The organism is Arthrobacter sp. NicSoilC5, from assembly GCF_019977395.1.
Taxonomy (GTDB): domain Bacteria; phylum Actinomycetota; class Actinomycetes; order Actinomycetales; family Micrococcaceae; genus Arthrobacter.
The window spans coordinates 4,593,873-4,618,473 of the sequence record NZ_AP024660.1 but is presented as its reverse complement, the minus strand read 5'-3'; the positions used below and the strand labels follow the sequence as shown (position 1 = coordinate 4,618,473).

Genomic DNA, 24,601 nt, shown 5'->3' with positions numbered 1-24,601 from the left:
AAGCGGTCCTTCAGGGTATTCCGCTGTACCGGCGGGGATCACCCACCCTGCAGCGGTTAATCGGGAGCGCGCCTCAGTTTGATTTCAAGGGAGTCGACGCGCTCCCCAAACAATACATTCTGTGACCACTTTGACTGCAGGCCGGCCACCAGCTCCTGCACACCGGCAGCGTCGAGGCCGTCTTCAAGGTAAAGCACCACTTGCAGCTCCGGCCCGGCACCACCGCCTGGAACAACAGAGCCGTCGGCGGCCATGGCGGCCACTCCCCTGCCGGGCAGCAGCTCGATGCCGCGGACAGCCGCGAAGCCGGCGGCAGCGGTGCCCATTTCGGCGGCAAGCTCCGGGTCACTGTAGGAAGGGGTCCAGCCATGCTGCTGGGCGAGGGCCCAGACACCGGGCCTGCGCACCACGAACGTCACGTCGGCGCCCGGATCCAGGACCAGGAGTTCTGCACCTTCGGCGACGGCCGAGAGCGCCGCGCGGGCGGCATAGACGGCCACCGGACGGGCTTCGGGATGCCATGCGGACAATGCGTCTGCCGACGTGAAGGCCGGCAGCGCAGTCCGTCCGTCCGCAGCCTTCAGCGTCACCAGCGCCATATCCGCCTGTTTGTCAGCGTGCAGCCCGTGCTCTGTTTCTGCTTCTTCAGCCAGCTGCGCCACGATGGGAATGAAGACCCGGGCCGTGGCCAGCGACGCAACGACGTCAGCCTCGTCGCCCCGCCCCTGGCGGAGCGCGGCAATTGCGGCGAGGTAGCCGGCGTCGGCCGTTCCGTCGTCGTCCTCGAAGTTGTGGATCTTTGCGTCCTCACCGGCGAGGCTGCGGCCGGCCCATGGCTGGCCCGCGGAGTCCGTGGCACCACCGGCGCCGGCCAGCGCCGCCGCAATGTGGCCGGGCAGGTGGCGGGCGGGAGGGCTTACCGGTTCTTCGGAGCTGGGCATGGCCGGGCTGCTTCCCCGCGCCTAGCGGCGGCCGGCGACGTCGAGGGCTTCGGGCAGCGTGAAGGCACCGGCGTAGAGGGCCTTGCCCACAATGGCGCCTTCGACGCCCAGGGGAACCAGCGAGCGGAGGACCTTGAGGTCGTCCAGGCTGGAGATGCCGCCGGAGGCCACCACGGGCTTGCCGGTCTTCTCGACCATCTGGCGCAGGAGTTCAACGTTCGGGCCCTGCAGGGTGCCGTCCTTGGTCACATCGGTCACCACGTAGCGGGCGCAGCCGGCCTCTTCGAGGCGGCCCAGCACGTCCCACAGGTCCCCGCCTTCCTTCGTCCAGCCACGGCCGGCCAGGGTGGTCCCCCGGACGTCAAGGCCGACGGCGATCATGTCGCCGAAACGCTCGATGGCCCGGGCAGTCCACTCCGGGTTTTCCAGTGCTGCGGTCCCAAGGTTGACGCGCGCCACACCCAAATCGAGGGCTGCTTCCAGGGTCTCGTCATCGCGGAGGCCGCCCGAGAGCTCCACCTTGATGTCCAGCCTGCCCACCACCTCGCGGAGCAGGTCGGCGTTGGAGCCACGCCCAAACGCTGCGTCAAGGTCCACCAGGTGAACCCATTCGGCGCCCTGCTGCTGCCAGTTCAGCGCCGCTTCGAGGGGCGTTCCGTAGCTGGTTTCGCTTCCTGCCTCGCCCTGGACCAGCCGGACGGCCTGGCCGTTGACGACGTCGACGGCAGGCAGCAGTTCAAGTACCGGCAGGTCATGTGCGGTGGTCATACTCATCCTCGATGTTGGTTCTTCGGTTTCGGGCAAAGGCGGGTGGAAGTCGGCGCGTTCAGGCAGTGCCGCGGAGCCCCTGGATCAGCCGGCCGGCAGCGTGAGCAGGTAGGCGGCGACCAGCGACATGGCGGCCAGGACGTAAAAGGCCACCTGGGTCCAGAGGGGCTTGCGCTGCTGCCGGAACGAGATGCCGCCGCCAATCAGCAGGCCGGCGAGGCCCGTCAGGAGTACGGGCCACATCTAGGCGTCACTGCCGGCGTCGGCGGCCGGGGCGCCGGAGTCAGCGGCGGCCGGCTTGCGCAGGCCTTCCACCCAGTTGCGCAGGAGCCGCGCACCGGCATCGCCGGACTTTTCGGGGTGGAACTGGGTGGCGCAGAGCGGGCCGTTTTCTACGGCAGCGATGAACGGTCCGCCATGCTCGGACCAAGTAACCAGGGGCGGCGCCATCCGGGGCTGGATGACGTCGAAGTTCCATTCCTGCACGCCGTAGGAGTGCACGAAGTAGAACCGCTCGTTTTCGACGCCGGCAAAGAGTTTCGAGCCTTCGGGGACCTTGACGGTGTTCCAGCCCATGTGCGGAACAACTTCCGCGGGGAGTGCCTCCACCTTGCCGGGCCATTCGCCGATGCCCTGCGCTTCGGTACCGTGTTCGACGCCGGCTTCAAACAGGACCTGCAGGCCCACGCAGATACCAAGGACAGGGCGGCCGCCTGCCACGCGCCGGCCGATGAGCCGGATGCCGTCCACGGCCTTGAGCTCGCGCATCACGGTCTCGAACGCGCCGACGCCCGGCACCACCAGACCGTCCGCGTTCAGCACGTCTTCCGGCTTGGCGCTCAGGACCACTTCCGCGCCGGCACGTTCCAGCGCGCGCACGGCCGAGCGGACGTTCCCGGACCCGTAGTCCAGCACCGTGACCGTGGGCTTGCCCTCCGGCGACGGCAGGCTGCGCGACGCCGACGGGTCGATGATTGCCCCGTCCTTCAGGACCTGCCCGCTCACAGCGCACCCTTGGTGGACGGGATGCCCTCAACCCGGGGATCCGGTTCGACGGCGGCGCGGAGGGCGCGGGCAAAGGCCTTGAACTGTGCCTCGACGATGTGGTGCGGGTCCCGGCCGGCAATCACGTTCATGTGCAGGCAGATGCCGGCGTGCAGGGTGATGGCCTCGAACACGTGGCGGGTCAGGGACCCGGTGAAGTGGCCGCCGATCAGGTGGTATTCCTGGCCCGCCGGCTCACCCCCGTGCACCAGATACGGGCGGCCGGACACGTCCACCACCGCATTGGCAAGGGCCTCATCCAGCGGCACGGTGGCTTCGCCGAACCGGCGGATCCCTGCTTTGTTGCCCAGGGCGGTCCGGAGGACCTCGCCGAAGGTGATGGCGACGTCCTCCACGGTGTGGTGGACGTCGATGTGGGTGTCGCCGGTGGCCTTGACCGTCATGTCGATCAGTGAGTGCTTGCACAGGGCGGTCAGCATGTGGTCGTAGAACGGCACCGAGGTATCGATGTCCGATACGCCGGTTCCGTCGAGGTTGATCTCCACGAGTACGGAGGACTCGCTGGTGGCACGCTCCATGCGGGCGGTCCGGGCAGCAGCCGTATTCGATCCGGTTGGACTCATGGTGAAGGATCCTTAGTGGGAGAAGGAGTGGTTCAAGGCGACCAGCGCCGCAGTATCAAGTCTAGGCGTGAAGCGCGGCGTGGTCGGCAAGGATGCGTTCCAGGGACGTGAGGAAGGCTGTGGTTTCCGCCTCAGTGCCTGCGGTGACCCGGAGGTGGCCGGGGATGCCCACGTCCCGGATGAGCACGCCCGCGTCCAGCAGTTCCTGCCAGACCTGGTGCGGATTTTCCAGGCCGCCAAAGAACACGTAGTTGGAGTCCGACGCGGCGGGCTTGAGGCCCATCCTGGTCAGTTCGGCCACGATGCGGTCCCGCTGCTTCTTAATGTCCTCGACGTCGGCCATGAGCGCTTCGCGGTGTTCGAGTGCGGCCAGGGCGGTGGCCTGGGTGATGGCGGACAGGTGGTACGGCAGGCGGACCAGGCGCAGGGCGTCGGTGACCTCGGGTGCAGCGGCCATGTAGCCGAGCCGGGCCCCCGCCAGGGCGAACGCTTTGCTCATGGTGCGGGACACGATCAGCCGCTCACGGCCGGGCAGGAGCGTCAGCGCGCTGGGCGTTCCGTCGTGCGCGAACTCGTGGTACGCCTCATCGACTATGACGATGGCCTGGCTGTCCGAACCGGCCTCGTAGACGGACTCCACGACGTCCAGCCCAAGTCCGGTCCCGGTGGGGTTGTTGGGCGAGCAGAGGAACACGATGTTCGGCTGCAGTTCCTTGACCTGGCGCGCGGCCGACTCCGCGCTGAGGTCATAGCCCTCCGCGCGCTCCCCGGTGATGTACTGCGTGTCTGTTCCGCTGGCCAGCAGCGGGTACATGGAGTACGTGGGCGGGAAACCCAATGCGGTGCGGCCCGGACCGCCAAAGGCCTGGAGGATCTGCTGGAGGACCTCGTTGGAACCGTTGGCGGCCCACAGGTTGGTTTCATCGAGCCCATGCCCGAGGTATTCGGCCAGGGCCTTCCGGAGCGCGGTGAACTCACGGTCCGGGTAACGGTTTAGACCCGCAGCGGCCTCCGTCACGGCGGCACTGATGGCTGCGCGCACGTCGGCGGGGACACCATGGGTGTTTTCATTGACGTTCAGCAGAATGGGGACGTCCAGTTGGGGCGCCCCGTAAGGGGTCAGGCCGCGGAGGTTGCTGCGGAGGGGAAGCCGGTTCAGACGTTCTAGCTGGTCGTTCACCTGAACAGTTTAGTTGCCGCGGCAACGACCGGAAAATGTGACGGTTCCTGTTCGCCCTCGGCATGTCCCGCGGCGGCCCGCTCCAGGGCTTGCCAGCCAGCCAGGCAGGCCACCCTCGCAGAGGCCACGAACTCAGGGGTGGCGCCGGTCAGTGGGCGGCCGGTCAGTGGGCGGCCGGTCAGTGGGCGGCCGGTCAGTGGGCGGCCGGTCAGTGGGCGGGACAGTCAGTGGGCGGGGACGGTCAGTGAGTGGGGACGAAGAGCTGCTGGCCCGGAAGAACGGTGCCCGCGGCAAGGTTGTTGAGCTGGACGATGTCTGCCACGACGTCCCGGGCGTCCCGGTCCGGAGCGACGGCGCCCGCAATGGCCCACAGCGACTGGCCGGACTGCACGGTCACCGTGACGGTGGGCGTCACGGCAAGGTCGGCGGCCGAATCCGAGGCCTTGGCCGGGGAGTGGAAGAGGCCCGAAAGCGACAGCAGGAGTACAGCCAGGAGCACGAGCGGAACTCCGATCAGGACGATCCTCCCCCGGCGGGTCAGCCGCAGGGGTGCGGACGAAGGTGAAACCTGGTGAAGAGATAAAGCTGACATGAACTAAGCCCTCCTGGACTTGCCGTGCTGCCCGGGTGTCCGCCCGCTGCTGCCTTGCCGCGCATATCGCGCCGTGACTTCTCCCGGCCGCGTATTCGAATGGGGCATCTGCTGGTTAGAACACATGTTCGAACTTTGCATGTTAAGTTTTAGCACCTATCAACGAACAATGTCGAGACTCGCTAGAACAAATGTTTGAAAAAGCAATGTGGCTGGCCTAGTTTTGGAACCACAGAACATCCACCACTGAAGTTGAACAGCAGGGTCTGACAATGACAGTGGGAGTCCTTCCGGCGGCACTGTGCAACAGCGGCACACGGAAGATCCGGCGGCAAGCGAAAGGCATTGGCGAATATGGCAGCAGCAGCCGCCGGGGGCAGGACCGCCCCGCAATCCAAGAGGACAGCCAAGGGCCTGACCCCACGGCAGAAAAAGATCCTCGAAACCATCCAGCGCTCGGTCAACGAGAACGGTTATCCGCCCTCCATGCGCGAGATCGGCGATACCGTCGGCCTTGCGAGCCTGTCCAGCGTGACCCACCAGCTCTCACAGTTGGAGAAGCTGGGTTACCTGCGCCGCGACCCCAAGCGGCCGCGCGCCATGGAAGTGCTGATGCCGCTCACGCTCGACGGCGGGGGCAAAGGCGCCGGCGCGTCTCCTGCGCCGCAGGCTGCGGGCGGCGGCGCCACGGTCACCGAACTGCCCACCGCGCTGGATACGGCCATGGTTCCGCTGGTGGGCCGGATTGCCGCCGGCGGCCCCATCCTCGCCGAACAGCTCGTGGAAGACGTCATGCCGCTGCCCCGCCAGCTGGTGGGCCAGGGCGAACTTTTCATGCTGAGGGTGGCCGGTGACTCCATGGTGGACGCCGCCATTTGCGACGGCGACTGGGTGGTGGTGCGGCGGCAGGCTGACGCTGCCAACGGGGACATTGTTGCTGCCCTGCTGGACGACGAGGCGACCGTGAAGACGTTCCGCCAGCGCGACGGACACACCTGGCTGCTCCCCCAGAACACGCAGTACGAACCAATCCTGGGCGACCACGCCACCATCATGGGCAAGGTCGTCTCAGTCCTGCGTTCGCTCTAGCCTGCGCACGCCTGCGCGGCATCCGCGCAGGCGTTGTCCGGCGGTTTCTCAGGAAGCGTCTGCACCAAGCCGGGTGAGCGCAGCCAGCGCCTTGGCGCGATCGGTGGTGGCCCAGAACGGGGGCAGCGCCCCGCGCAGGAATCCCGCATAGCGTTCGGTGGCCAGCCGTGAGTCCAGGACAGCCACCACCCCTTTGTCCCCGGTAGACCTGATCAGGCGGCCGGCGCCCTGCGCAAGCCGGATGGCCGCGTGGGTGGCGGAAACGGACATGAAGCCGTTTCCCCCTGCCTGCGCCACGGCACGCGAACGCGCCGTCATCAGGGGATCGTCCGGCCGCGGGAAGGGGATGCGGTCTATCACCACCAGCCGGCAGGATCCTCCGGGAACGTCGACGCCCTGCCACAGGGACATGGTTCCGAAGAGGCAGGTGTCCGGTTCGTCGGCGAATTGCTTCACCAGGGCGGTCATGGTCGACTCGCCCTGGCAGAGAACAGTCATATTGAGCTTGGGCCGGAGGGCATCGGCGGCCTCTTCGGCGGCCCGACGCGAGGAGAACAGGCACAGGGCGCCCCCACCGGATGCCTTGATGAGTGCTTCGAGTTCTGACAGCGCTTCCGGTGACACGCCGCGGCCGGGCTTGGGCAGGTGGCCGGCGACGTAGAGGATGCCCTGTTTGGGATAGTCGAAGGGCGAGCCAACATCCACGCCCGTCCAGCTGGGGGCTCCGTCGCCTACCAGGCCCAGTCCCCCGGCCGCCGGTTCAAAGGCGGAGCCAATGGCCAGGGTGGCAGAGGTCAGCACGACGGTATGGTCCGCAAAAAGCCCCTCCCGCAGCCTGCCGGCGACGGACAGCGGGGCTATGTTAATCAGCACCGGTGCACTGTCATCGGGCGGTGAGTATCCCTGGCCGGGGTCGAAGGTGCTGGCGCGGGAAAACCACACCACTTCGCGGTTCTCGCGTGCAGCAATGAGCCTTTCGCAGAGTTCCAGGATGAGCATCAGCCGGGAACGCGCCAGCTGCCGCCCGCCGTCGGCTGTGGTGTTGCTGTCCCCTTTGGAATCGGACAACGCGGCGCGGCACGCTTCACGCAATTGGTCCACGCAGTCGAGCTGTTCATCATTCAGCCCGTTGGGAAGCAGACCGTTCGGCGCGCCGGCAAGAGCCAGCTCCAGGTTGGCAGCTGCGGCGTTCAGGGCATCAACGGTGATGGCGGTATGTTTCCGGGCACCCGAAGCGGCAGCGTGGACCATGGCCACGGACAACTGTCCGGACACGGCGCCAGTGACCCGGTCCTGCAGTTCGTGCGCTTCGTCCACCACCACGACGTCGTATTCGGGCAGGACCGCGAGTCCCTCGAACGCGCTGACGGCCAGCATGGCGTGGTTGGTCACCACCACATCGGCGTCGGCTGCGTCCTGGCGGGCGAGTTCGCTGAAGCATTCGGCGGCCATTGGGCATTTCTGTGCCCCCAGGCATTCCATCGAGGTCACGGAAACCTGGCGCCAGGCACGGTCGGTCACACCCGGCAGGAGCTCGTCCCTGTCGCCGGTGGCTGTCTTTTCAGCCCATTCGCGGAGCCGCACCACTTCCTTGCCAAGCTGCGACGATGGTCCGCCCACGGAAGCAGCGAAATGTGGAACGCTGGTGTCCTCTCCCAGGGAGAAGAGCTGACCTTCCGAGGGTTCCTCTGACGGGAACCCGCCTTCAAGCTTGTGGCGGCAAACGTAGTTGGACCGCCCCTTGACCAGGGCAACCTTGACCGGCCGGTCCAGTGCCGGCGTGATGTTCTTCAGGAGCCGGGGCAGGTCCCTGCCCACAATCTGGGTCTGCAATGCCAGCGTGGCCGTGGACACCAGGGCCGGCTTGTTGCTTTCCAGGGCATGGGCGATAAGCGGCACCAGGTAGGCGAGCGATTTGCCGGTGCCGGTGCCTGCCTGGACCAACAAGTGGTTGCCCGTTTCGATGGCCCGGGCCACCTGGCGGGCCATTTCGTGTTGTCCGGTGCGGCTTTGTCCGCCCATGCCGGCGACGGCGCGGTCGAGCAGTTCAATAACGAACTGCTCGCCCGCCGTCTGCGCAGCTTCGCCGGCCGCGGGGTCAGTCATTGACGACGAATGGTTCCAGTTCAGACGCGAGGCCCTCCCGGACCATCACGGCAGCCCTGGTGCCTGCCTCAACGTGGTCCAGGCTGAGGATTTCGGCGTCGGACTCGTGGAGCTTGCTGAGCAGGTCCCCGCGGTCGTACGGAATGAGCAGCTCCATCTTGACCGATGGCCGGGGAATGGACTCACTGATGGCCATTAGGAGTTCCGGAATGCCCTCCCCCGTCCGGGCGGAGACCACCACGTGCCGCGGCTCGCGCTGCTTCAGCCGTTCCACCACGAAGGGGTCGGCTGCATCGGCCTTGTTCAGGACGATGATTTCCGGCACCTTGCGGGCATCGACTTCGCTGAAGACCTTCCGGACCGCTGCGATCTGCCCTTCGGGGTCAGGGTGCGAAACGTCCACCACGTGCAGGATCAGGTCCGAGTCGGCGACCTCTTCCAGGGTGGAACGGAAGGCTTCCACCAACTGGGTGGGCAGCGAACGGACGAATCCGACGGTGTCGGCCAGGGTGTACCCCAGGCCGTCAGCGGTTTCGGCCTTGCGGACGGTGGGATCCAGCGTGGCGAACAGCGCGTTCTCCACGAGGACACCTGCGTCCGTGAGCCTGTTCAGCAGCGAGGACTTGCCGGCGTTGGTGTACCCGGCGATTGCCACGGAGGGCACTTCGTTACGACGGCGGTTGGCCCGTTTGGTCTCGCGGGCCGGCTTCATGGCGGCAATTTCGCGCCGCAGCTTTGCCATGCGGGTACGGATCCGGCGCCGGTCCAGTTCGATCTTGGTCTCACCGGGACCACGCGAGCCCATGCCGGCAGCAGCGCCGCCCACCTGGCCACCGGCCTGGCGGGACATCGACTCGCCCCAGCCGCGCAGGCGGGGAAGGAGGTATTCCAGCTGTGCCAGTTCCACCTGGGCCTTGCCTTCGCGGCTCTTGGCATGCTGCGCGAAGATGTCCAGGATCAGGGCCGTGCGGTCGATGACCTTGACCTTGACGATGTCCTCAAGGCCGCGGCGCTGGGAAGGTGCCAGTTCGGCGTCCACCACCACGGTGTCCGCGCCGGTGGCCATGACGATGTCCTTCAGCTCCTGGGCCTTGCCGGACCCCAGGAACGTCCCGGGGTCTGGTTTGTCGCGGCGCTGCACCAACCCGTCGAGGACCTCCGAACCGGCGGTCTCGGCGAGGGCAGCGAGCTCACGCAACGAGTTTTCGGCGTCGGCAAGCGTTCCTTCGGACCAGAGCCCGGCGAGGACGACGCGTTCCAGGCGCAGCTGCCGGTATTCGACCTCGGTGACGTCTTCGAGTTCGGTGGACAGGCCTGCCCGCCGGCGCAGCGCGCGCCGTTCCTCGAGGTCCTGCTGGTCGCCGTCGTACGTTGAGTGTTCTTCGTCAAGGCGGGAAATGGCCTGCGCCTTGCCAAGCACCGCTTTTCCACTGCCGCCTTCACCACCGGGCGTGCTGACGTTTCTGGCCGGTACGTCCTTGGCGAGGATCCGGTCGATGACAGCCTGGATCTCCTGCGGACTCATGTCCTGGGCGGCTGGATCGGAACCGGTATTGGGCTGGCTGGTCATGGTCTCCTTTGAAGATTCGGCAGTTCCAGAATAGTGCTGATTGGGTGGAAGTTGGAAAGTATTCGCGCTGGGCTGACGGCCTGCGGTCATGCAGTTCTCCTGGTTGTTTCGCCGCCGGCTGCAATGCCGGGGCTCGAATGCCGCCTCACGACGGCGGCAGGGCTGGAAGAGGCCGGAGAATGGCAGGAAGTGCAGCAACGGGCTGACTTTCGAGTATTGTCCGGCGTCCGGCTCAGACGGAACGGTCTGGCCGGTGCACAAAGCGGAAGGCATGGAAACCTGCGTCGCTGCGGGACGGACTGTCGCTGGAGGACAGGCTGCGGACGGGCATGGCCCGTACCGGCTACTCGAAGATCAGGAACATGCCTTCCAGCGTACCAGAGGGCCTTCACGCCGGTTTCCCATTACGCTGCAGGGGGAACTACTCTGGCCAGTTATGGAGTCCGCACACTATTTCAGCACGTCCCCTGCCGGCCCCTTTACCCGGAAGCCTTTGACGGTGGAATTGGCCGGTGAGACGCGACGGCTCCAGACCTCCACGGGCATCTTCAGCCCCGACGGAATCGACAAGGGCACCGCGGTGCTCCTCGCCGAAGTTCCGGCCCCGAATCCCGAGGGCAATCTCCTGGATATCGGGTGCGGCTGGGGTCCGGTGGCGCTCACTATGGCTCTGCTGGCCCCCGAATCAAAGGTCTACGCCGTGGATGTCAACGAACGCTGCATCACCCTGACCAACGAGAACGCCGCCGCGCTGGGACTGTCCAATGTCGTCGCCAGCACGCCCCAGGCCGTGGATCCCGGCATCCGCTTCGACACAATCTGGTCCAACCCTCCCATCAGGATCGGCAAGGACGAACTGCATGCCCTGCTCAAGCTGTGGCTGCCGCGCCTGGCGGAGGGCGGCACCGCGTGGCTGGTGGTGCAGAAGAACCTTGGCTCTGATTCCCTTCAGCGCTGGCTGGCCGCCGAACTGGACAGTTCCTTCACCGTGACCCGCGAATCGACGTCCAAGTCCTTCCGGATCCTGAAGGTCAGGAAAGCGTCCCACTCGCCACAATGACGGCGGGACCGCTGAGCTCCACATGCTCGTGGCCACCGGGGCCGGCGAAGAACTTCACGCCCACCACTCCTCCCGGAACGTGGACCTGCCAGGCGTCGGGGGCTTCCGCCCCGGCCCAATGCCTGGTGGCGACGGCGGCAGCACAGGCGCCCGTCCCGCAGGACTGGGTCTCCCCCACGCCGCGCTCGTGCACCCGCATGGTTACGGAGCCGACGCCGTCATGGACCAGCGGTTCTGCCGGCACCACGAATTCCACGTTGGTCCCGTTCGCGGGTACCGGGTCGACCTTCGGAGCGGTGAACAGCCGGGTGCCCGCGAGCTCCGCAAGTTCAGCGAGGGCCACCACCGTATGCGGGTTGCCCATGCTCACGGAGAGTGCCGGCCGGGGAACCTCCAGCCCGTCGGCGGTGACAAGGGAATCCATGGCCTTGGCGCTGGCTTCCCCGGGGAAAATGAACTCCCAGGGTCCCATGTCCACCGCGTAGCCGTCTCCGGTCCGGACCACGGTCTTCACACCGCCCCGCGTGCCGATGGTGAGCGATCCGCCGTCGGGCAGGTCGATCAGGCCCTCGGTCCGCAGGAAGTGGACGAAGACCCTGACCCCGTTGCCGCACATCTCGGACAGGGAGCCGTCGGCGTTGCGGTAATCCATGAACCATTCCGCGTCCGGGGTGCCCACGAGCAGTTCGCGGCCCTCCGGCAGGAAGCGGGACGGGACGGCCCTGATCAAGCCATCGGCCCCGATGCCACGGTGCCGGTCGCACAGGGCGGCGGCCTGGTCGGCACCGATCACGTGCGTCCCCTCGGGGTCCGCCACCAGGACGAAGTCGTTGCCGGTGCCGTGCCCCTTGGAAAAGCGGAGCCCGCTCAGTGTGCGCAGGGCGGGCCCGATGGTTTCTGCGGGGGTAGCATTCATGATCCCAAGCGTAGCGGCGGATGCTGCCGGTCCTGAAACCGCAGCTACCGGCACAACTCCGCTGCCTTGCCAACGAGCTCCGGATCCTGCCAGTCCAGCCACGTGATGCGGGGATCGGCGCGGAACCAGGTCAACTGGCGCCGGGCAAACTGGCGGGTGGCCACGATGGTTTCCTCCGCGGCAGCCTCGACGGTGGAGGCGCCATCGAGGACCCGCAGGAACTGTGCATAGCCCAGGGCACGGGACGCGGTCTTGCCGCGGCGCAGGCCGTTGGCATCGAGCATCCGGACCTCCTCCAGCAGGCCGGAGTCCACCATCCGGTGCACGCGGGCTGCCAGCCGGTCCCGCAAAACCTCGCGGTCCACGCCGAGGCCCACCTGGACGGCGGGCTGGTGGTACTCCCTCCGCGGCATGTAGGAGCTGAAGGGGCGCCCGGTAAGTTCGTGGACCTCCAGCGCGCGGATGATGCGCCGTGCATCGGACACCCGGGCAGCGGAGGTGGGATCCACCCTCCCGAGCCTGGCCAGGAGTTCACCTGTGCCGACTTCCGCGTGCTCCGCTTCAAGCCGGGCACGCAGCGCAGGGTCGGTCCCCGGGAATTCCAGGACGTCCAGGGCGGCCCGGACGTACAGCCCGGAGCCGCCTGCCAGGATGGCGCGCTTGCCGCGCCCATGGATGTCGTCGATGGTTTCGCGCGCCTGGGCCTGGAAGTCGGAAACACTGGCTTCCTGGGTCACGTCCAGGATGTCGAGGAGGTGGTGCGGCACTCCCCTGCGCTCGGCCACCGTGATTTTGGCGGTGCCGATGTCCATGCCGCGGTAGAACTGCATGGCATCGGCGTTAATGACCTCGCCGTCCAGTTCGAGGGCAAGGTTGACGGCAAGGTCGGACTTTCCGGAGCCGGTGGGACCGACGACGGCGATGACGGGCGGAGCAGCCACCTGTCAGCGGGTGCGCAGCGGCAGTGAGGGCATGCCGAGGGAGACGCCCTTACGTGCCTCTCCGGAACCGGGGACCGGCGCGCCGCAGGAGTTGGCCTGGGATCTGTCCCACGCGTCCCCTGCCCGTGAACGGCGAAGGGTGTAGTCCTCAGGCGTGGGGTCGGCGACCAGGTGGAAAGCCGCGGCCTCGGTAATGGTGACGGTGACGAGGTCCCCCGGCCTCGGGGCAGGTGCACCCTCCGGGACCGAGAAATGGACGAGGCGCTGGTCCTGCGACCGGCCGGACAGCCGGTGGGTTTCCTCAGACTTCCGCCCGGACTGTGCGGTCACCATGACTTCGAGCCGGCGGCCAAGCTGCTTCCGGTTTTCCTCCGCGGCGATGCGGTCCTGCAGCGCGGTCAGGCGTTCGAAGCGTTCCTGGACCACGGCTTTGGGGAGCTGGTCGGGCAGGTCGGCCGCGGGCGTGCCGGGACGCTTTGAATACTGGAACGTGAAGGCGGTGGCGAAGCGGGACTTTTCCACCACGTCCAGGGTGGCCTGGAAGTCTTCCTCCGTTTCACCCGGGAAGCCCACGATGATGTCGGTGGAAATGGCGGCGTGCGGGATCCTTTCGCGGACCTTGTCCAGGATGCCCAGGAACTTGGTGGACCGGTAGGAACGCTTCATGGCCCGGAGGATGCTGTCCGACCCGGACTGGAGCGGCATGTGCAGCTGCGGCATCACATTCGGCGTCTCTGCCATGGCGTCAATGACGTCATCCGTGAAGGCGGCGGGGTGCGGGCTGGTGAACCGGACGCGTTCGAGCCCCTCGATCTCTCCGCAGGCACGCAGGAGCTTGGAGAATGCCTGCCGGTCCCCGAATTCCACCCCGTAGGAGTTGACGTTCTGGCCGAGCAGGGTGACTTCAATGGCGCCATCGTCCACGAGTGCCTGGATCTCGGCGAGGATCTCTCCGGGCCGGCGGTCCTTTTCCTTGCCGCGGAGGGCGGGCACGATGCAGAAGGTGCAGGTGTTATTGCAGCCCACGGAGATGGACACCCAGCCCGAGTAGACAGAGTCACGTTTGGTGGGCAACGTTGACGGGAAGACGTCCAGGGATTCCAGGATCTCCAGCTGCGCTTCGTTGTTGTGCCGCGCCCGGTCCAGGAGGGCGGGAAGGGCACCGACGTTGTGGGTACCGAAGACTGCGTCCACCCACGGCGCCTTCTTGAGGATCGTCTCGCGGTCCTTTTGTGCCAGGCAACCGCCCACGGCGATCTGCATGCCGGGGTTGGCCGCCTTCACGGGGGCCAGGATGCCCAGGTTGCCGTAGAGCTTGTTGTCCGCGTTTTCCCGGACCGCACAGGTGTTGAACACCACCACGTCGGCATGCTCGCCCTCCGCCGGGACGTAGCCCGCGGCCTCGAGCAGGCCAGACATCCGTTCCGAGTCGTGGACGTTCATCTGGCAGCCGAAGGTTCGCACCTGGTAGGTGCGGGGCAGGGCTCCGGTTTGCGGGACCGTCCCTGCGTCGACGGAAGGGGTGGCGCCGGATTGGGGGGAAGGAATGGTCAAACTCACCCGTTAAGGGTACCGGCTTTGGAGGATCCCGCTGTCGGGGTCCTGCTGGGAATCGAGGACATCGTTGACGATCCGGAACGCCTGCGAGGGCTGGTAACCCTTTCTTGCCAGCATGGACGCCAGGCGCCGCACTGCTTTGTCCCGTTCCCCGGGACCGGACAGGTCCGTCCCGGGCCGGAGCTTGCGCTCAACCAGGGCGCGCGCAGCGGCCTCCTCGTCGGCGTCAGTCAGTTGTTCCAGCGCTGAAGCCGCTGTCTCCTGGTCGATGCCTTTCTCAGCGAGCTCACGCCTCAGCGCGCCCTTGGCAAGCTTGCGGGACTGGGCGCGGCTCCTGACCCACATGTCAGCGAATTCTGCATCGTTAATCAGCCGGACTTCCTGGAACTTGTCCAGTACGGCCTCGGCGACGTGCTCCGGGATGTTCCGTTCGGCCAGTTTCCGGGCAAGCTGCAGCCTGCTCTTAGGCGCCGCCGTCAGCTGCCGGTACACGATTGCCTGCGCCACCGTAAACGGGTCCGGTTCGGCGTCCGCGGCCTGCGGGTCGTCAGGGACTGCATACCCGTCCGGCACCCCTGTTGAGGGGGTGCCGGCACGGGACCGCCGTGTTCGTGGTCCGGTCAAGGGCTAGAACCCGTCGACAGCTTTCAGCTTTGGCGAGTCCTTGGACTCATCCTCCGCAGGTTTGACCCCGACACCGAGCTTCTCCTTGATGAGGCGCTCCAGCTCGGCGGCCAGCTCGGGGTTGTCGCGGAGGAACCGGCGCGAGTTCTCCATGCCCTGGCCCAGCTGGTCACCGTCGTAGGTGAACCAGGAGCCGGACTTCTTGATGATGCCGTGCTCAACGCCCATGTCGATGATGCCGCCCTCACGGGAGATGCCCTGGCCGTAGATGATGTCGAACTCGGCGACCTTGAAAGGCGGAGCCATCTTGTTCTTGACGATCTTGGCCTTGGTCCGGTTGCCGACGGAATCGGCACCCTCCTTGAGGGTCTGGATCCGACGGACGTCGATGCGGACCGACGCGTAGAACTTCAGCGCCTTACCACCGGTGGTGGTTTCCGGGGAACCGAAGAACACGCCGATCTTTTCACGGAGCTGGTTGATGAAGATGGCGGTGGTCTTGGTCTGGCTCAGGCGGCCGGTGATCTTACGCAGTGCCTGGCTCATGAGCCGGGCCTGGAGGCCGACGTGGCTGTCACCCATGTCGCCTTCGATTTCAGCGCGCGGCACCAGGGCGGCCACGGAGTCGATGACGATGACGTCCAGGGAGCCGGAGCCGACCAGCATGTCCATGATCTCCAGGGCCTGCTCGCCGGTATCCGGCTGCGAGACCAGGAGGGCATCCGTGTCCACGCCGAGCTTGGCGGCGTAGTCCGGGTCCAGGGCGTGCTCGGCGTCGATGAACGCTGCGATCCCGCCCGCGCGCTGTGCGTTCGCCACGGCGTGCAGGGCCACGGTGGTTTTACCCGAGGATTCAGGACCGTAGATTTCAATGACGCGGCCGCGCGGGAGCCCGCCAATGCCAAGGGCGACGTCCAGGGCGATGGAGCCGGTGGGGATGACTTCGATCGGAGCGCGGACTTCGTCGCCCAGGCGCATGACCGAGCCCTTGCCGAACTGCTTGTCAATCTGGGCAAGCGCTGCTTCCAGCGCTTTTGCACGATCCGGGGCTGCCGCCATGGTTGACACCTCTAATGCTTTCTCGATGGTGGCCTTCGCGGCCGTTGTATTGGTCATCTCTGACGCTAAGGGGACCCACTGACATTCCGGCCGGAGGACAACGGCTATGTGGATAAACCCGATGGAAAAAGCATAGCGTTATCCGAACAGGTATTCGAAGAGTGGAGTTCCTGCGGCGTGTCAGGCGGCAGGATCCTTGGCGCCCGCATCGAGGCGGGCGCCGCCGTCAATCGCGGCGCGGGGCGATGTCTCGCCCGAGCCGCCGTTCCGCCGGGACGTCCTGGACGTCGCAGACAGCAAGCCATACCCTCCGCGGCTCAACGCCCGCGGCCAGGGCCTGGTCAGCGGTGCGTCCGCCTACGCCGGCAAGGACCAGGGTACTGCTCAGCACGCGGGAGTACCCCGCACCGAACTCGTCATCCATGAGACGCCAGTACTCGCTGATTCGCATCGGTAAATCCTCTCATGATTGCGGACCCTAGAATTGTTGCCATGAGCAACTCCCCGGATCTCCCGCCGCGGCAGGACACAGGCAACGATGCCGCCGACGCCGCGCTTCAGAATGTCGAACACCAAATCAGCCTCTTTTGGCGGCGGGCCCGGGCCATCTCCAACCAGCTCTCGCGCGAGGTTCACCCGGACATGGAGCCTGCCGCGTATGGGCTCCTGACGGTCATCCGCCGGGAAGGACCCATCCGGCTCACCGACCTTGCCATGAACATCGGCGTGGGCAAGCCGTCGGTCAGCCGGCAGATCGCCTTCCTGGAAAGCCTGGGCCTGGTGTCCAAGGAGGCGGACCCCCTGGACCGCCGGGCGCAGTCCATCCGGCTGACGCCGAAGGGCGAAGAGAAGATGCACCAGGTCCAGGACGCCCGGCGCCAGGTCTTCCAGGAGCGGCTGCGCGAGTGGCCGGTGGAGGACCTGCAGGAGCTGGCCCGCTGCATGGCCAAGCTGAACTCCACCTATGAGCGTGACGGGTTCGCCAGGGAAGCGGCGGACCCGTCCACCGCGCAGGAAGACGCATCCGACAACTAGGCGACAGCAGGAAGCCCCCGGCACGGCCGGGGGCTTCCTGCTGTTTCCTCGTCCCACCCTGGGGTGGGGCTGCTTTTACCGGGCGCCGGAGAGGAGGCCCGTGGAGAGTTCGTCGTTCAGTTCAGTGTTGAGGTCGCGTTCCAGGTCACGGCCGTAACGCTGGGAGAATTCCTGCGGAACGGTGTCCGGAACTGCGACGCCTTCGGCTACTGCCACGCGGTCGCTGACCTCACGGAGCATGCTTGACAACGGAACATCCAGTGCCGAGCAGATCGAGGACAGTAGCTCTGATGATGCTTCCTTCTGGCCGCGCTCCACTTCGCTGAGGTATCCCAGGGAGACACGGGCGCTGTGCGAAACTTCACGGAGCGTGCGCCCCTGACGCTGGCGGACATCGCGCAGGACATCACCGATTTCGTGACGAAGTACTACCATCTTGCGCTCCTTCTGTTCGCTCTTAGCCTGTTCGGCGAGGCCCACATCCTTCCAGCGGACAACGCCGTTTACGGATACGGGCTGCTTTACCATCTGTATCGCCTTGCTCCCTCATTGGTCAGGTCCGCCGCCGGCGAACCCGTCTTGGTCATTTCATCCTAGGCGCCTCCGCTCTCCGGAAGCGACACAATGTAATAACTAATCGGTACCGGCTTTTGTTCCCGGCAACTTTACGCCCGGTAACTTCGCAGGCTGCGAAGGTCAGCCGGACAGGGCCTCAAGCAGTCTTTCCAGCGCGGCGCCGCACGCAGCGGCCCGGATGTCCGGCCTGCTGCCGGCAAAGGTGTATTCGAAACCGGCGGTGCCGGCAGCCGTGGCAATACCAATGTAAACCCGGCCCACGGGCTTGCCGTCATGGGCCTCGGGACCGGCGACGCCGGTGGTGGAAAGCCCGACGTCGGCGCCCAGGACGGTGCGCGCCCCGGCCGCCATGGCACGGGCGACGTCCGGGTCGACGGAGCCGGCCCGGGCCAGCAGGTCGGCAGGCACGTGCAGCACCGCGTCCTTCACGGAGTTCTGGTAGGCCACCACGCCGCCCTGGAGCATGCCGGAGGCTCCGGGCGTGTCGGCGAGGACCGCGGACACCATTCCGGCCGTCAAAGATTCCGCGGTGGCAACGGTCCGTCCTGACTCGAGCGCCTGCCTGACGGCCTGGGCGGCCAGCTGGTGGAGGTTGCTCATGCCTGTTCCTGCCCTTCCGCGGTCCCTGCCTGGCGCTTGCCCTTCGCACGGAGGCGCATGGCTTCAATCACGTATTCAACGCCGGTCCACAGCGTGATTGCCACGGCGGCCATCATGACGGCAAACGCTACCCAGGACATCCACGGCGCGAACGCCCCGAACGGCAGCAGGTACAGGAAGATCGCTGCGGTCTGCACGACGGTCTTGAGCTTGCCGCCGCGGGAAGCGGGGATGACGCCGTAGCGGATCACGAAGAAACGCAGCGCAGTGATGCCCCATTCCCGGACCAGGATCACCAGGGTTGCCCACCAGGGCAGTTCGCCCAGCAGGGACAGCATCACCAGGGCGGAGCCGATGAGGAGCTTGTCGGCGATGGGATCGGCGATCTTGCCGAAGTCCGTAACGAGGTTCCGGCTCCTGGCGATATCGCCGTCGAGCTTGTCGGTGTAGATGGCGACGGCGAACGCCGCCACCGCCGCCCAGCGCCACGGTCCGGAGGTACTGTGCAGCCCCGGCGCATCCGCGACGAGGAACCACACGAAGAACGGGACCAGCACAATGCGGATCATGGTCAGGACATTGGGAAGGTTCCAGACCCCGGCTCGGCCTTGGCCGGCGGCGGTGGCATCGGTGCTAGTCACGTTCCTAGGCTACCGGCCTAGCGTCCCGTGAGGGACCACGCGTCTTCGGAGCCGTCGTCGTCATCGCCGTAGCCGCCCGGGGCCGAATCCGAGCCGTCGTAGTATTCGACGTTCTGCTTCCTCTGGTCCAGGTCCGCAGCCACCAGGTCTTCGGCGTAGCCGCCCTGGGCGATGTTGGCGTTGGCATTGTCACTGAGTGCGGCGGTCTGCGAGTCAGGCGCCGCAGGGGCTTCCTGGCCCTTCATCGCGGCGAGGACGGCGGCGAGGTCGTCCGGCTTCACCAGGACGTCACGCGCCTTGGAACCCTCCGAGGGGCCCACCACTCCCCTGGATTCGAGGAGGTCCATGAGCCGGCCGGCCTTGGCGAACCCGACCCGGAGCTTGCGCTGCAGCATGGAGGTGGAGCCGAATTGGGTGGTGACCACCAGTTCGGTGGCCTGCAGCAGCACCTCGAGGTCGTCCCCGATGTCGTCGTCGATCTGCTTCTTTTCCGCTTCAGGGGCGACGTCGTCACGGTAGACAGCCTGCAGCTGTCCCTTGACGTGCTCCACCACTTTGTGGATCTCCGACTCCGTGACCCAGGCGCCCTGGACACGCATCGCCTTGGAGGCGCCCATGGGCAGGAAGAGCGCGTCACCCTGGCCGATGAGCTTCTCGGCGCCCGGCTGGTCCAGGACCACCCGGGAGTCCGTGACGGAGGACGTGGCGAAGGCCATGCGCGAGGGCACGTTGGCTTTGATGAGGCCCGTGACCACGTCGACGGAGGGCCGCTGGGTGGCCAGGACCAGGTGGATGCCGGCGGCACGGGCCAGCTGGGTGATGCGGACGATGGAGTCTTCGACGTCGCGGGGGGCCACCATCATGAGGTCGGCGAGTTCGTCCACGATCACCAGCAGGTACGGGTAGGGCCGGATGACGCGTTTGGAGTCGACCGGCGGCTGGACCTTGCCGGCGCGCACGGCCTTGTTGAAGTCGTCGATGTGCTTGAAGCCGTAGTTGGCGAGGTCGTCGTAGCGGGCGTCCATTTCCCGTACCACCCACTGCAGCGCTTCGGCCGCCTTCTTGGGGTTGGTGATGATGGGAGTGATCAGGTGCGGAACGCCCTCGTAGGCGGTCAGTTCCACACGCTTGGGGTCCACCATGACCATGCGGACCTCGTCCGGGGTGGCACGCATCAGGATGGACGTGATCATTGAGTTCACGAAGGACGACTTACCGGCACCGGTGGCACCAGCCACCAGGAGGTGCGGCATCTTGGCCAGGTTGGCCACCACGTAGCCGCCCTCCACGTCCTTGCCCACGCCCATGACCATCGGGTGGTCCGTGCGGCGGGCGTTCTGGCTGCGGAGGACATCGCCCAGGGAGACGGTTTCGCGGTCCGTGTTGGGGATCTCGATGCCGATGGCCGACTTGCCCGGGATGGGGCTGAGGATGCGGACATCGCTGGAGGCGACGGCGTAGGAGATGTTCTTGGACAGGGCGGTGACACGCTCCACCTTGGTGCCCGGCGAAAGTTCGATCTCGTACCGGGTGACGGTGGGGCCGCGGCTGAAGCCGGTGACGGTGGCGTCAACGTTGAACTGCTGCAAGGTATCGGTCAGGGCGGCGACGACGGCGTCGTTCGCTTCCGTGCGCTCCTTGGGGATGGATCCGGGGGTCAGGAAGTCCGAGGCCGGGAGGGTGTACGTGACATCGCCGGCGAGTGAAAGCTGCTCGGTCCGCTGCGGGATGGGAACGGGCGGCGGCGCGGGCGCCACCGGGTTCGAGGGCACGGTGGGCGCGGCAGGCTTGCCCGGAGCCGCGGCACCCGGGATGACCAGGGGGATGGCCTCGGTGGCGTTTTCCGGCGGGGCCGCCTGCGAACCGGCGCCCAGGCCCTGGGCGGCCTTGATCTTCTCGACGGCGATCTCCGCCTGGGTGGGCCGACGCACGCCCGGCGCGGGCCGGGCAGGTTCCTGCTCGTCGTCGTCAATGACGGCGTGCTCAAACGCTTCGTCGCCCACGTAGCCCTCAAGGCCCGGCTCGGACTCCTGGTCCTTGCCAAAGAGCTTGCGCTTCTTCTTGCGCGGTGCGGCGGGGGCCGTCCGTTCCAGGTAGCTGCGGTCGTGGACGTCGGGGCGTTCCTGGTCCATCAGGTCGATGCCCATAAGGTGCTCGTAGGCTCCGCGGATGCGGCGCGGGATGGCCGTGAACGGGGTGGCCGTGATGATCAGCAGGGACACGAAAGCGAGCAGGCCATAGAGGGCCACAGGAACGGCGGGATGGATGGCGGCCAGCGGCGTGGCGGCCAGGAAGCCAAGCATGCCGCCGGCTTTGCGGAGGCCGTCGAAGCCGTCGGCCACGGTGGGCTGGCCGCCCAGGATGTGCGCCAGGCCGCAGCCCGCGAACGTCATGATCAGGAAGCCGATGCCCACCCTGTTGTTGCCCCGGCCGTCGGAGGGCTGCCGGAACAACCGGAAGGCGCACACGAAAAGCATGAGCGGAAGCAGCAGGGAGATCCAGCCGAAGGTGCCGTTCACCACGGCGTAGACGGCGTCCGGGAACCAGCCCGTCAGGCCCCACCAGGCAAACGTGGCGATGAAAACCCCCAGCGCCAGGTTGAACAGCGCGGCGCCGTCGCGGCGGTCCTCGGCGGGAAGGTCACTGACGTCATGGCCGATGCGGCGCACTCCCCCGCCCACCAGGTGGCCCATGCCCAGCCATGCCCCGCCGACCACGCGCAGCAGCCACGGCTGGTGGTGTTCGACGGCGGGAAGCTGGCGGGTGCGTGCGGTGCTGGATGAGCCGCCGCGCCCTGCCTTGCTGGCAGTGGAGCCGGTTCCGCGGGCTGTGGAGCTCCCGGATTTGCTGCCGGAGCTGCCCCTGCCGGTACCTTTGGGCGCGGAAGTAGTACGTGTGGCCATAGTAGCCACGGTACCGGAAGCATGCTGTGATTCCGGGGATATCGGGGCCCGGGGAGCGCATCGGTTGGGGGCGCCGGCCGCACCGCCCGGACACGCGGAAGGCCCCGGTTCACGGTGAACCGGGGCCTTCCGAACCTGCCCTGCGGCAGCGGAGCCAATCTTAGGCTTCGAGCACCACCGGGATGATCATGGGCTTGCGGCGCAGCTTGCGGTTGACCCAGGTGCCCACGACGCGGCGCACCACCTGCTGGAGCTGGTGGCTGGTGTGGTCGGCGTGGTTCTGGACTGCTTCTTCCAGTGCCGCGTTGATCTTGGGGATGATGTCGTCGAAGACTGAATCGTCCTCGGCAACACCGCGGGCGTGGATCTCGGGCCCGGACACCACCTTGCCGGTGGCCCGGTGGATAACCGTGATGATCGAGATGAAGCCTTCATCGCCCAGGATGCGGCGGTCCTTGAGGTCCGCGTCGGTGATTTCGCCCACGCTGGAGCCGTCAACGTAGACGAATCCAACCTCCACCTGGCCCACGATGTCCGCCTGGTGGTCGCGGAGGTCGATGACCGTGCCGTTGTCGGCAAGGATGACGCTGGCTTCCGGGACTCCCGACTCAATGGCGATCTTGCCGTTGGCGATCAGGTGGCGGGTCTCGCCGTGCACGGGCATGGCGTTGAGCGGCTCGAGGATGTTGTAGCAGTAGAGCAGTTCCCCGGCTGCTGCGTGGCCGGATACGTGGACCTTGGCGTTGCCTTTGTGGATCACGTCGGCCCCGAGTTTGAGGAGGCCGTTGATGATCCGGAACACCGCATTTTCGTTGCCCGGGATGAGGCTGGAGGCCAGGATGACGGTATCGCCGTCGCCCACCACCACGCGGTGGTCGCCGTTTGCCATCCGGGACAGGGCCGCCATGGGCTCGCCCTGGGAGCCGGTGGACATGAGGACCACGCGGTTGTCCGGCAGGTTGTCGATGTTCTTGATGTCGACGATAAGCCCGGAAGGGACGTCCAGGTAGCCCAGCTTCTCCGCGATGGCCATGTTGCGGACCATGGAGCGGCCCACAAAGGCCACCTTGCGGTTGTGCTTGGCAGCGGCGTCAAGGACCTGCTGCACGCGGTGGACGTGGGAGGAGAAGGACGCCACGATGATGCGCTTGGTGGCCTGGCCGAAAAGCCGCTCCAGGGTGGGGCCGATTTCCTTCTCGGCCGTGGTGAATCCGGGCACGTCGGCGTTGGTGGAGTCGGACATGAAGAGGTCAACGCCCTCCTCGCCCAGCTTGGCGAAGTGGCGCAGGTCGGTGATGCGTCCGTCCAGCGGCAGCTGGTCCATCTTGAAGTCACCGGTGTGCAGGACCGTGCCGCCGGCCGTGCGGATGAACACGGCAAGGGCATCCGGGATGGAGTGGTTGACGGCGACGAACTCGCATTCGAACGGCCCGAATTTCTCCACCTGGCCTTCTTCAACGGTCAGCGTGTAGGGCCGGATGCGGTGCTCCTGCAGCTTCGCCTCGATCAGGGCCAGCGTCAGCTGGGAGCCCACCAGGGGGATGTCGTTGCGCAGGCGCAGCAGGTACGGCACGGCGCCGATGTGGTCCTCGTGGCCATGTGTGAGGATCACGGCCACGACGTCGTCCAGCCGGTCCTCGATGTACGAGAAGTCCGGCAGGATCAGGTCAACGCCGGGCTGGGTTTCCTCGGGAAAGAGGACGCCGCAGTCCACGATCAGCAGTTTGCCGTCGATTTCGAACACGGCCATGTTCCGGCCGATCTCCCCCAGCCCGCCAAGCGGGACGATCCGCAGGGTGCCCTGGGGCAGGCGCGGAGGGGTGACAAGGCCGGTAAGGGCAGTTTGGGTCATAGTGCACTTCTTTCCAGGCGGAAGGGTGCCGGTCTTAGCCTCAGGAGAAGACCAGCCCCGCTTCCGCCAAATCCCCGCGGATGGTTTCGATCTCGGTTTCGTCCGGCTCCACGAGGGGCAAACGGACAATCGAGTTGGGCAGGACTCCCTGCCATTTAAGAATCTGTTTGGCCGCCACGGCCCCCTGGACACGGGTCATGGTTGCGCGGACCACGGGCTGCAGCTCGAAGTTGATCTTGCGCGCAGTCCCAAGGTCATTGGCGTTGACGGCGTCGATGAGCTCGCGGAAGCGGCGGGTGGCGACGTGGGTGGTGACACCCACCAGGCCGACGGCGCCCAGCGCCATCCAGGGAAGGGTCAGCCCGTCGTCGCCCGAGTAGAACAGGAGGTCCGTTTCGGCCATGACGCGGGTGGCTGCGGTGAGGTCTGCCTTGGCGTCCTTGACGGCGACGATGTTGGGGTGCTGCGCCAACCGGATCATGGTGTCGGCTTCGATCGGAATCGAGGACCGGCCGGGGATGTCGTACAGCATGACGGGTACGTCCACGGCGGAGGCGATGGTCTCGAAGTGGGCGCGGACACCGGCCTGGCTGGGCTTGTTGTAGTAAGGGGTCACCAGGAGGAGGCCGTCGACGCCGAGGGCAGCAGCCTGCTGGGAGAGGTGGACCGAGTGCGCGGTGTCATTGGTGCCGGTCCCGGCAATGATGGCCGCCCGGCCGCCCACGGCGTCCTTCACGGCGCGGAACATGCCGAGGTTCTCTTCGTCCGTCAGCGTGGAGGTCTCGCCGGTTGTGCCGGTGACCACCAGGCCGTCACAGCCGTCGTCGACCAGTTTGCTGGCCAGCGCTGCCGCCTGGTCGTAATCCACTGCGCCGTCCTTGGTGAACGGCGTGACCATGGCGGTCAGGAGGGTACCGAGGGCAGGGATGTGCGCGGAAGAGTCAGCCATGGAAAAAACGTTAC

At 66.6% G+C, this 24,601-nt stretch carries 24 protein-coding genes; 3 read left to right on the top strand and 21 right to left on the bottom strand.

Translation table 11 applies throughout. The annotated features are described in order from the left end of the window. Nucleotides 1-56: 56 nt before the first annotated feature. The 7 genes from LDO22_RS21425 to LDO22_RS21395 form a co-directional block, all read right to left on the bottom strand. On the bottom strand, nt 57-941 hold the full coding sequence (locus tag LDO22_RS21425) for an SseB family protein (RefSeq protein ID WP_224025619.1): 885 nt from the start codon (nt 939-941) through the stop codon (nt 57-59). Between the two features lie 21 nt (nt 942-962). Then, nucleotides 963-1,709, bottom strand: coding sequence for a bifunctional 1-(5-phosphoribosyl)-5-((5-phosphoribosylamino)methylideneamino)imidazole-4-carboxamide isomerase/phosphoribosylanthranilate isomerase PriA (gene priA / locus LDO22_RS21420; RefSeq protein WP_224025618.1), 747 nt, complete (start codon nt 1,707-1,709; stop codon nt 963-965). An 84-nt stretch (nt 1,710-1,793) separates the two neighbouring features. After that, a complete protein-coding gene (locus tag LDO22_RS21415; protein WP_224025617.1) occupies nt 1,794-1,952 on the bottom strand; it encodes a hypothetical protein in 159 nt (52 codons plus the stop codon). Next, the gene (gene hisH / locus LDO22_RS21410) at nt 1,953-2,714 is read right to left on the bottom strand and encodes an imidazole glycerol phosphate synthase subunit HisH (protein WP_159632317.1); all 762 of its coding nucleotides are present in this window, start codon (nt 2,712-2,714) and stop codon (nt 1,953-1,955) included. Next, complete coding sequence (gene hisB, locus LDO22_RS21405) at nt 2,711-3,337, bottom strand: imidazoleglycerol-phosphate dehydratase HisB (RefSeq protein WP_224025616.1); 627 nt, start codon at nt 3,335-3,337, stop codon at nt 2,711-2,713. Before hisB ends, hisH begins: the two co-directional genes overlap by 4 nt. Nucleotides 3,338-3,398: 61 nt before the next feature. Continuing rightward, nucleotides 3,399-4,517: a histidinol-phosphate transaminase gene (locus LDO22_RS21400; RefSeq protein WP_224025615.1), complete on the bottom strand. Its 1,119-nt coding sequence runs from the start codon at nt 4,515-4,517 to the stop codon at nt 3,399-3,401. Between the two features lie 241 nt (nt 4,518-4,758). After that, nucleotides 4,759-5,109, bottom strand: a complete 351-nt coding sequence (locus tag LDO22_RS21395; protein WP_159632320.1) for a LysM peptidoglycan-binding domain-containing protein — start codon at nt 5,107-5,109, stop codon at nt 4,759-4,761. Between the two features lie 354 nt (nt 5,110-5,463). Here LDO22_RS21395 and lexA point away from each other — a divergent pair, with 354 nt between their 5' ends. After that, nucleotides 5,464-6,198, top strand: a complete 735-nt coding sequence (gene lexA / locus LDO22_RS21390; protein WP_159632321.1) for a transcriptional repressor LexA — start codon at nt 5,464-5,466, stop codon at nt 6,196-6,198. Nucleotides 6,199-6,246: 48 nt separating this feature from the next. Here lexA and LDO22_RS21385 read toward each other — a convergent pair whose 3' ends face one another. After that, nucleotides 6,247-8,304: an ATP-dependent DNA helicase gene (locus LDO22_RS21385; RefSeq protein WP_224025614.1), complete on the bottom strand. Its 2,058-nt coding sequence runs from the start codon at nt 8,302-8,304 to the stop codon at nt 6,247-6,249. Then, nucleotides 8,297-9,874, bottom strand: coding sequence for a GTPase HflX (hflX, locus tag LDO22_RS21380; protein ID WP_224025613.1), 1,578 nt, complete (start codon nt 9,872-9,874; stop codon nt 8,297-8,299). Before hflX ends, LDO22_RS21385 begins: the two co-directional genes overlap by 8 nt. A 436-nt stretch (nt 9,875-10,310) precedes the next feature. Here hflX and LDO22_RS21375 point away from each other — a divergent pair, with 436 nt between their 5' ends. Beyond that, nucleotides 10,311-10,934 (top strand): methyltransferase, encoded by a 624-nt coding sequence (locus tag LDO22_RS21375; protein ID WP_159632324.1) that lies wholly within the window; start codon nt 10,311-10,313, stop codon nt 10,932-10,934. Here LDO22_RS21375 and dapF read toward each other — a convergent pair. From dapF to LDO22_RS21345, 6 genes are all read right to left on the bottom strand, one after another. Then, a complete protein-coding gene (gene dapF, locus LDO22_RS21370) occupies nt 10,906-11,850 on the bottom strand; it encodes a diaminopimelate epimerase (RefSeq protein ID WP_224025612.1) in 945 nt (314 codons plus the stop codon). The two genes, LDO22_RS21375 and dapF, sit on opposite strands and share 29 nt — an antisense overlap. A 44-nt stretch (nt 11,851-11,894) precedes the next feature. Beyond that, nucleotides 11,895-12,791 carry a tRNA (adenosine(37)-N6)-dimethylallyltransferase MiaA gene (gene miaA, locus LDO22_RS21365; RefSeq protein WP_224025611.1) on the bottom strand — a complete coding sequence of 299 codons (897 nt, stop codon included), beginning with the start codon at nt 12,789-12,791 and terminating at the stop codon, nt 11,895-11,897. A 3-nt stretch (nt 12,792-12,794) separates the two neighbouring features. Then, nucleotides 12,795-14,351, bottom strand: a complete 1,557-nt coding sequence (miaB, locus tag LDO22_RS21360; protein ID WP_224025610.1) for a tRNA (N6-isopentenyl adenosine(37)-C2)-methylthiotransferase MiaB — start codon at nt 14,349-14,351, stop codon at nt 12,795-12,797. 3 nt (nt 14,352-14,354) lie between these two features. After that, on the bottom strand, nt 14,355-14,855 hold the full coding sequence (locus LDO22_RS21355; RefSeq protein ID WP_224027303.1) for a regulatory protein RecX: 501 nt from the start codon (nt 14,853-14,855) through the stop codon (nt 14,355-14,357). Nucleotides 14,856-14,975: 120 nt separating this feature from the next. Beyond that, nucleotides 14,976-16,031 (bottom strand): recombinase RecA, encoded by a 1,056-nt coding sequence (recA, locus tag LDO22_RS21350; protein WP_159635594.1) that lies wholly within the window; start codon nt 16,029-16,031, stop codon nt 14,976-14,978. Between the two features lie 226 nt (nt 16,032-16,257). Further along, nucleotides 16,258-16,482: a DUF3046 domain-containing protein gene (locus LDO22_RS21345; RefSeq protein ID WP_224025609.1), complete on the bottom strand. Its 225-nt coding sequence runs from the start codon at nt 16,480-16,482 to the stop codon at nt 16,258-16,260. A 41-nt stretch (nt 16,483-16,523) separates the two neighbouring features. Between LDO22_RS21345 and LDO22_RS21340 the strand changes: the two genes are divergently transcribed. Next, the gene (locus tag LDO22_RS21340) at nt 16,524-17,066 is read left to right on the top strand and encodes a MarR family transcriptional regulator (RefSeq protein WP_159632329.1); all 543 of its coding nucleotides are present in this window, start codon (nt 16,524-16,526) and stop codon (nt 17,064-17,066) included. 75 nt (nt 17,067-17,141) lie between these two features. Here the strand turns inward: LDO22_RS21340 and LDO22_RS21335 are convergent, their stop codons facing one another. From LDO22_RS21335 to dapA, 6 genes are all read right to left on the bottom strand, one after another. Then, a complete protein-coding gene (locus LDO22_RS21335; RefSeq protein ID WP_018771597.1) occupies nt 17,142-17,594 on the bottom strand; it encodes a helix-turn-helix transcriptional regulator in 453 nt (150 codons plus the stop codon). Between the two features lie 168 nt (nt 17,595-17,762). Next, on the bottom strand, nt 17,763-18,242 hold the full coding sequence (locus LDO22_RS21330; RefSeq protein ID WP_224025608.1) for a nicotinamide-nucleotide amidohydrolase family protein: 480 nt from the start codon (nt 18,240-18,242) through the stop codon (nt 17,763-17,765). Beyond that, nucleotides 18,239-18,883: a CDP-diacylglycerol--glycerol-3-phosphate 3-phosphatidyltransferase gene (pgsA, locus tag LDO22_RS21325; RefSeq protein ID WP_159632331.1), complete on the bottom strand. Its 645-nt coding sequence runs from the start codon at nt 18,881-18,883 to the stop codon at nt 18,239-18,241. Before pgsA ends, LDO22_RS21330 begins: the two co-directional genes overlap by 4 nt. A gap of 17 nt (nt 18,884-18,900) precedes the next feature. Then, on the bottom strand, nt 18,901-21,786 hold the full coding sequence (locus LDO22_RS21320; RefSeq protein ID WP_224025607.1) for a DNA translocase FtsK: 2,886 nt from the start codon (nt 21,784-21,786) through the stop codon (nt 18,901-18,903). A gap of 160 nt (nt 21,787-21,946) precedes the next feature. Further along, the gene (locus LDO22_RS21315; protein ID WP_159632332.1) at nt 21,947-23,638 is read right to left on the bottom strand and encodes a ribonuclease J; all 1,692 of its coding nucleotides are present in this window, start codon (nt 23,636-23,638) and stop codon (nt 21,947-21,949) included. 40 nt (nt 23,639-23,678) lie between these two features. Then, complete coding sequence (gene dapA, locus LDO22_RS21310) at nt 23,679-24,587, bottom strand: 4-hydroxy-tetrahydrodipicolinate synthase (protein ID WP_224025606.1); 909 nt, start codon at nt 24,585-24,587, stop codon at nt 23,679-23,681. Between the last annotated feature and the right edge of the window lie 14 nt (nt 24,588-24,601).

Coding starts and splice junctions, on each gene's coding strand:
- priA (WP_224025618.1), bottom strand. CDS start 1,709: ATGACCACCGCACATGACCTGCCGGTACTTGAACTGCTGCCTGCCGTC.
- recA (WP_159635594.1), bottom strand. CDS start 16,031: ATGGCGGCAGCCCCGGATCGTGCAAAAGCGCTGGAAGCAGCGCTTGCC.
- LDO22_RS21315 (WP_159632332.1), bottom strand. CDS start 23,638: ATGACCCAAACTGCCCTTACCGGCCTTGTCACCCCTCCGCGCCTGCCC.
- LDO22_RS21320 (WP_224025607.1), bottom strand. CDS start 21,786: ATGGCCACACGTACTACTTCCGCGCCCAAAGGTACCGGCAGGGGCAGC.
- dapF (WP_224025612.1), bottom strand. CDS start 11,850: ATGAATGCTACCCCCGCAGAAACCATCGGGCCCGCCCTGCGCACACTG.
- LDO22_RS21395 (WP_159632320.1), bottom strand. CDS start 5,109: ATGTCAGCTTTATCTCTTCACCAGGTTTCACCTTCGTCCGCACCCCTG.
- LDO22_RS21425 (WP_224025619.1), bottom strand. CDS start 941: ATGCCCAGCTCCGAAGAACCGGTAAGCCCTCCCGCCCGCCACCTGCCC.
- LDO22_RS21415 (WP_224025617.1), bottom strand. CDS start 1,952: ATGTGGCCCGTACTCCTGACGGGCCTCGCCGGCCTGCTGATTGGCGGC.
- LDO22_RS21375 (WP_159632324.1), top strand. CDS start 10,311: ATGGAGTCCGCACACTATTTCAGCACGTCCCCTGCCGGCCCCTTTACC.
- LDO22_RS21335 (WP_018771597.1), bottom strand. CDS start 17,594: ATGGTAAAGCAGCCCGTATCCGTAAACGGCGTTGTCCGCTGGAAGGAT.
- LDO22_RS21385 (WP_224025614.1), bottom strand. CDS start 8,304: ATGACTGACCCCGCGGCCGGCGAAGCTGCGCAGACGGCGGGCGAGCAG.
- LDO22_RS21345 (WP_224025609.1), bottom strand. CDS start 16,482: ATGCGAATCAGCGAGTACTGGCGTCTCATGGATGACGAGTTCGGTGCG.
- dapA (WP_224025606.1), bottom strand. CDS start 24,587: ATGGCTGACTCTTCCGCGCACATCCCTGCCCTCGGTACCCTCCTGACC.
- hflX (WP_224025613.1), bottom strand. CDS start 9,874: ATGACCAGCCAGCCCAATACCGGTTCCGATCCAGCCGCCCAGGACATG.
- LDO22_RS21330 (WP_224025608.1), bottom strand. CDS start 18,242: ATGAGCAACCTCCACCAGCTGGCCGCCCAGGCCGTCAGGCAGGCGCTC.
- LDO22_RS21340 (WP_159632329.1), top strand. CDS start 16,524: ATGAGCAACTCCCCGGATCTCCCGCCGCGGCAGGACACAGGCAACGAT.
- lexA (WP_159632321.1), top strand. CDS start 5,464: ATGGCAGCAGCAGCCGCCGGGGGCAGGACCGCCCCGCAATCCAAGAGG.
- hisB (WP_224025616.1), bottom strand. CDS start 3,337: ATGAGTCCAACCGGATCGAATACGGCTGCTGCCCGGACCGCCCGCATG.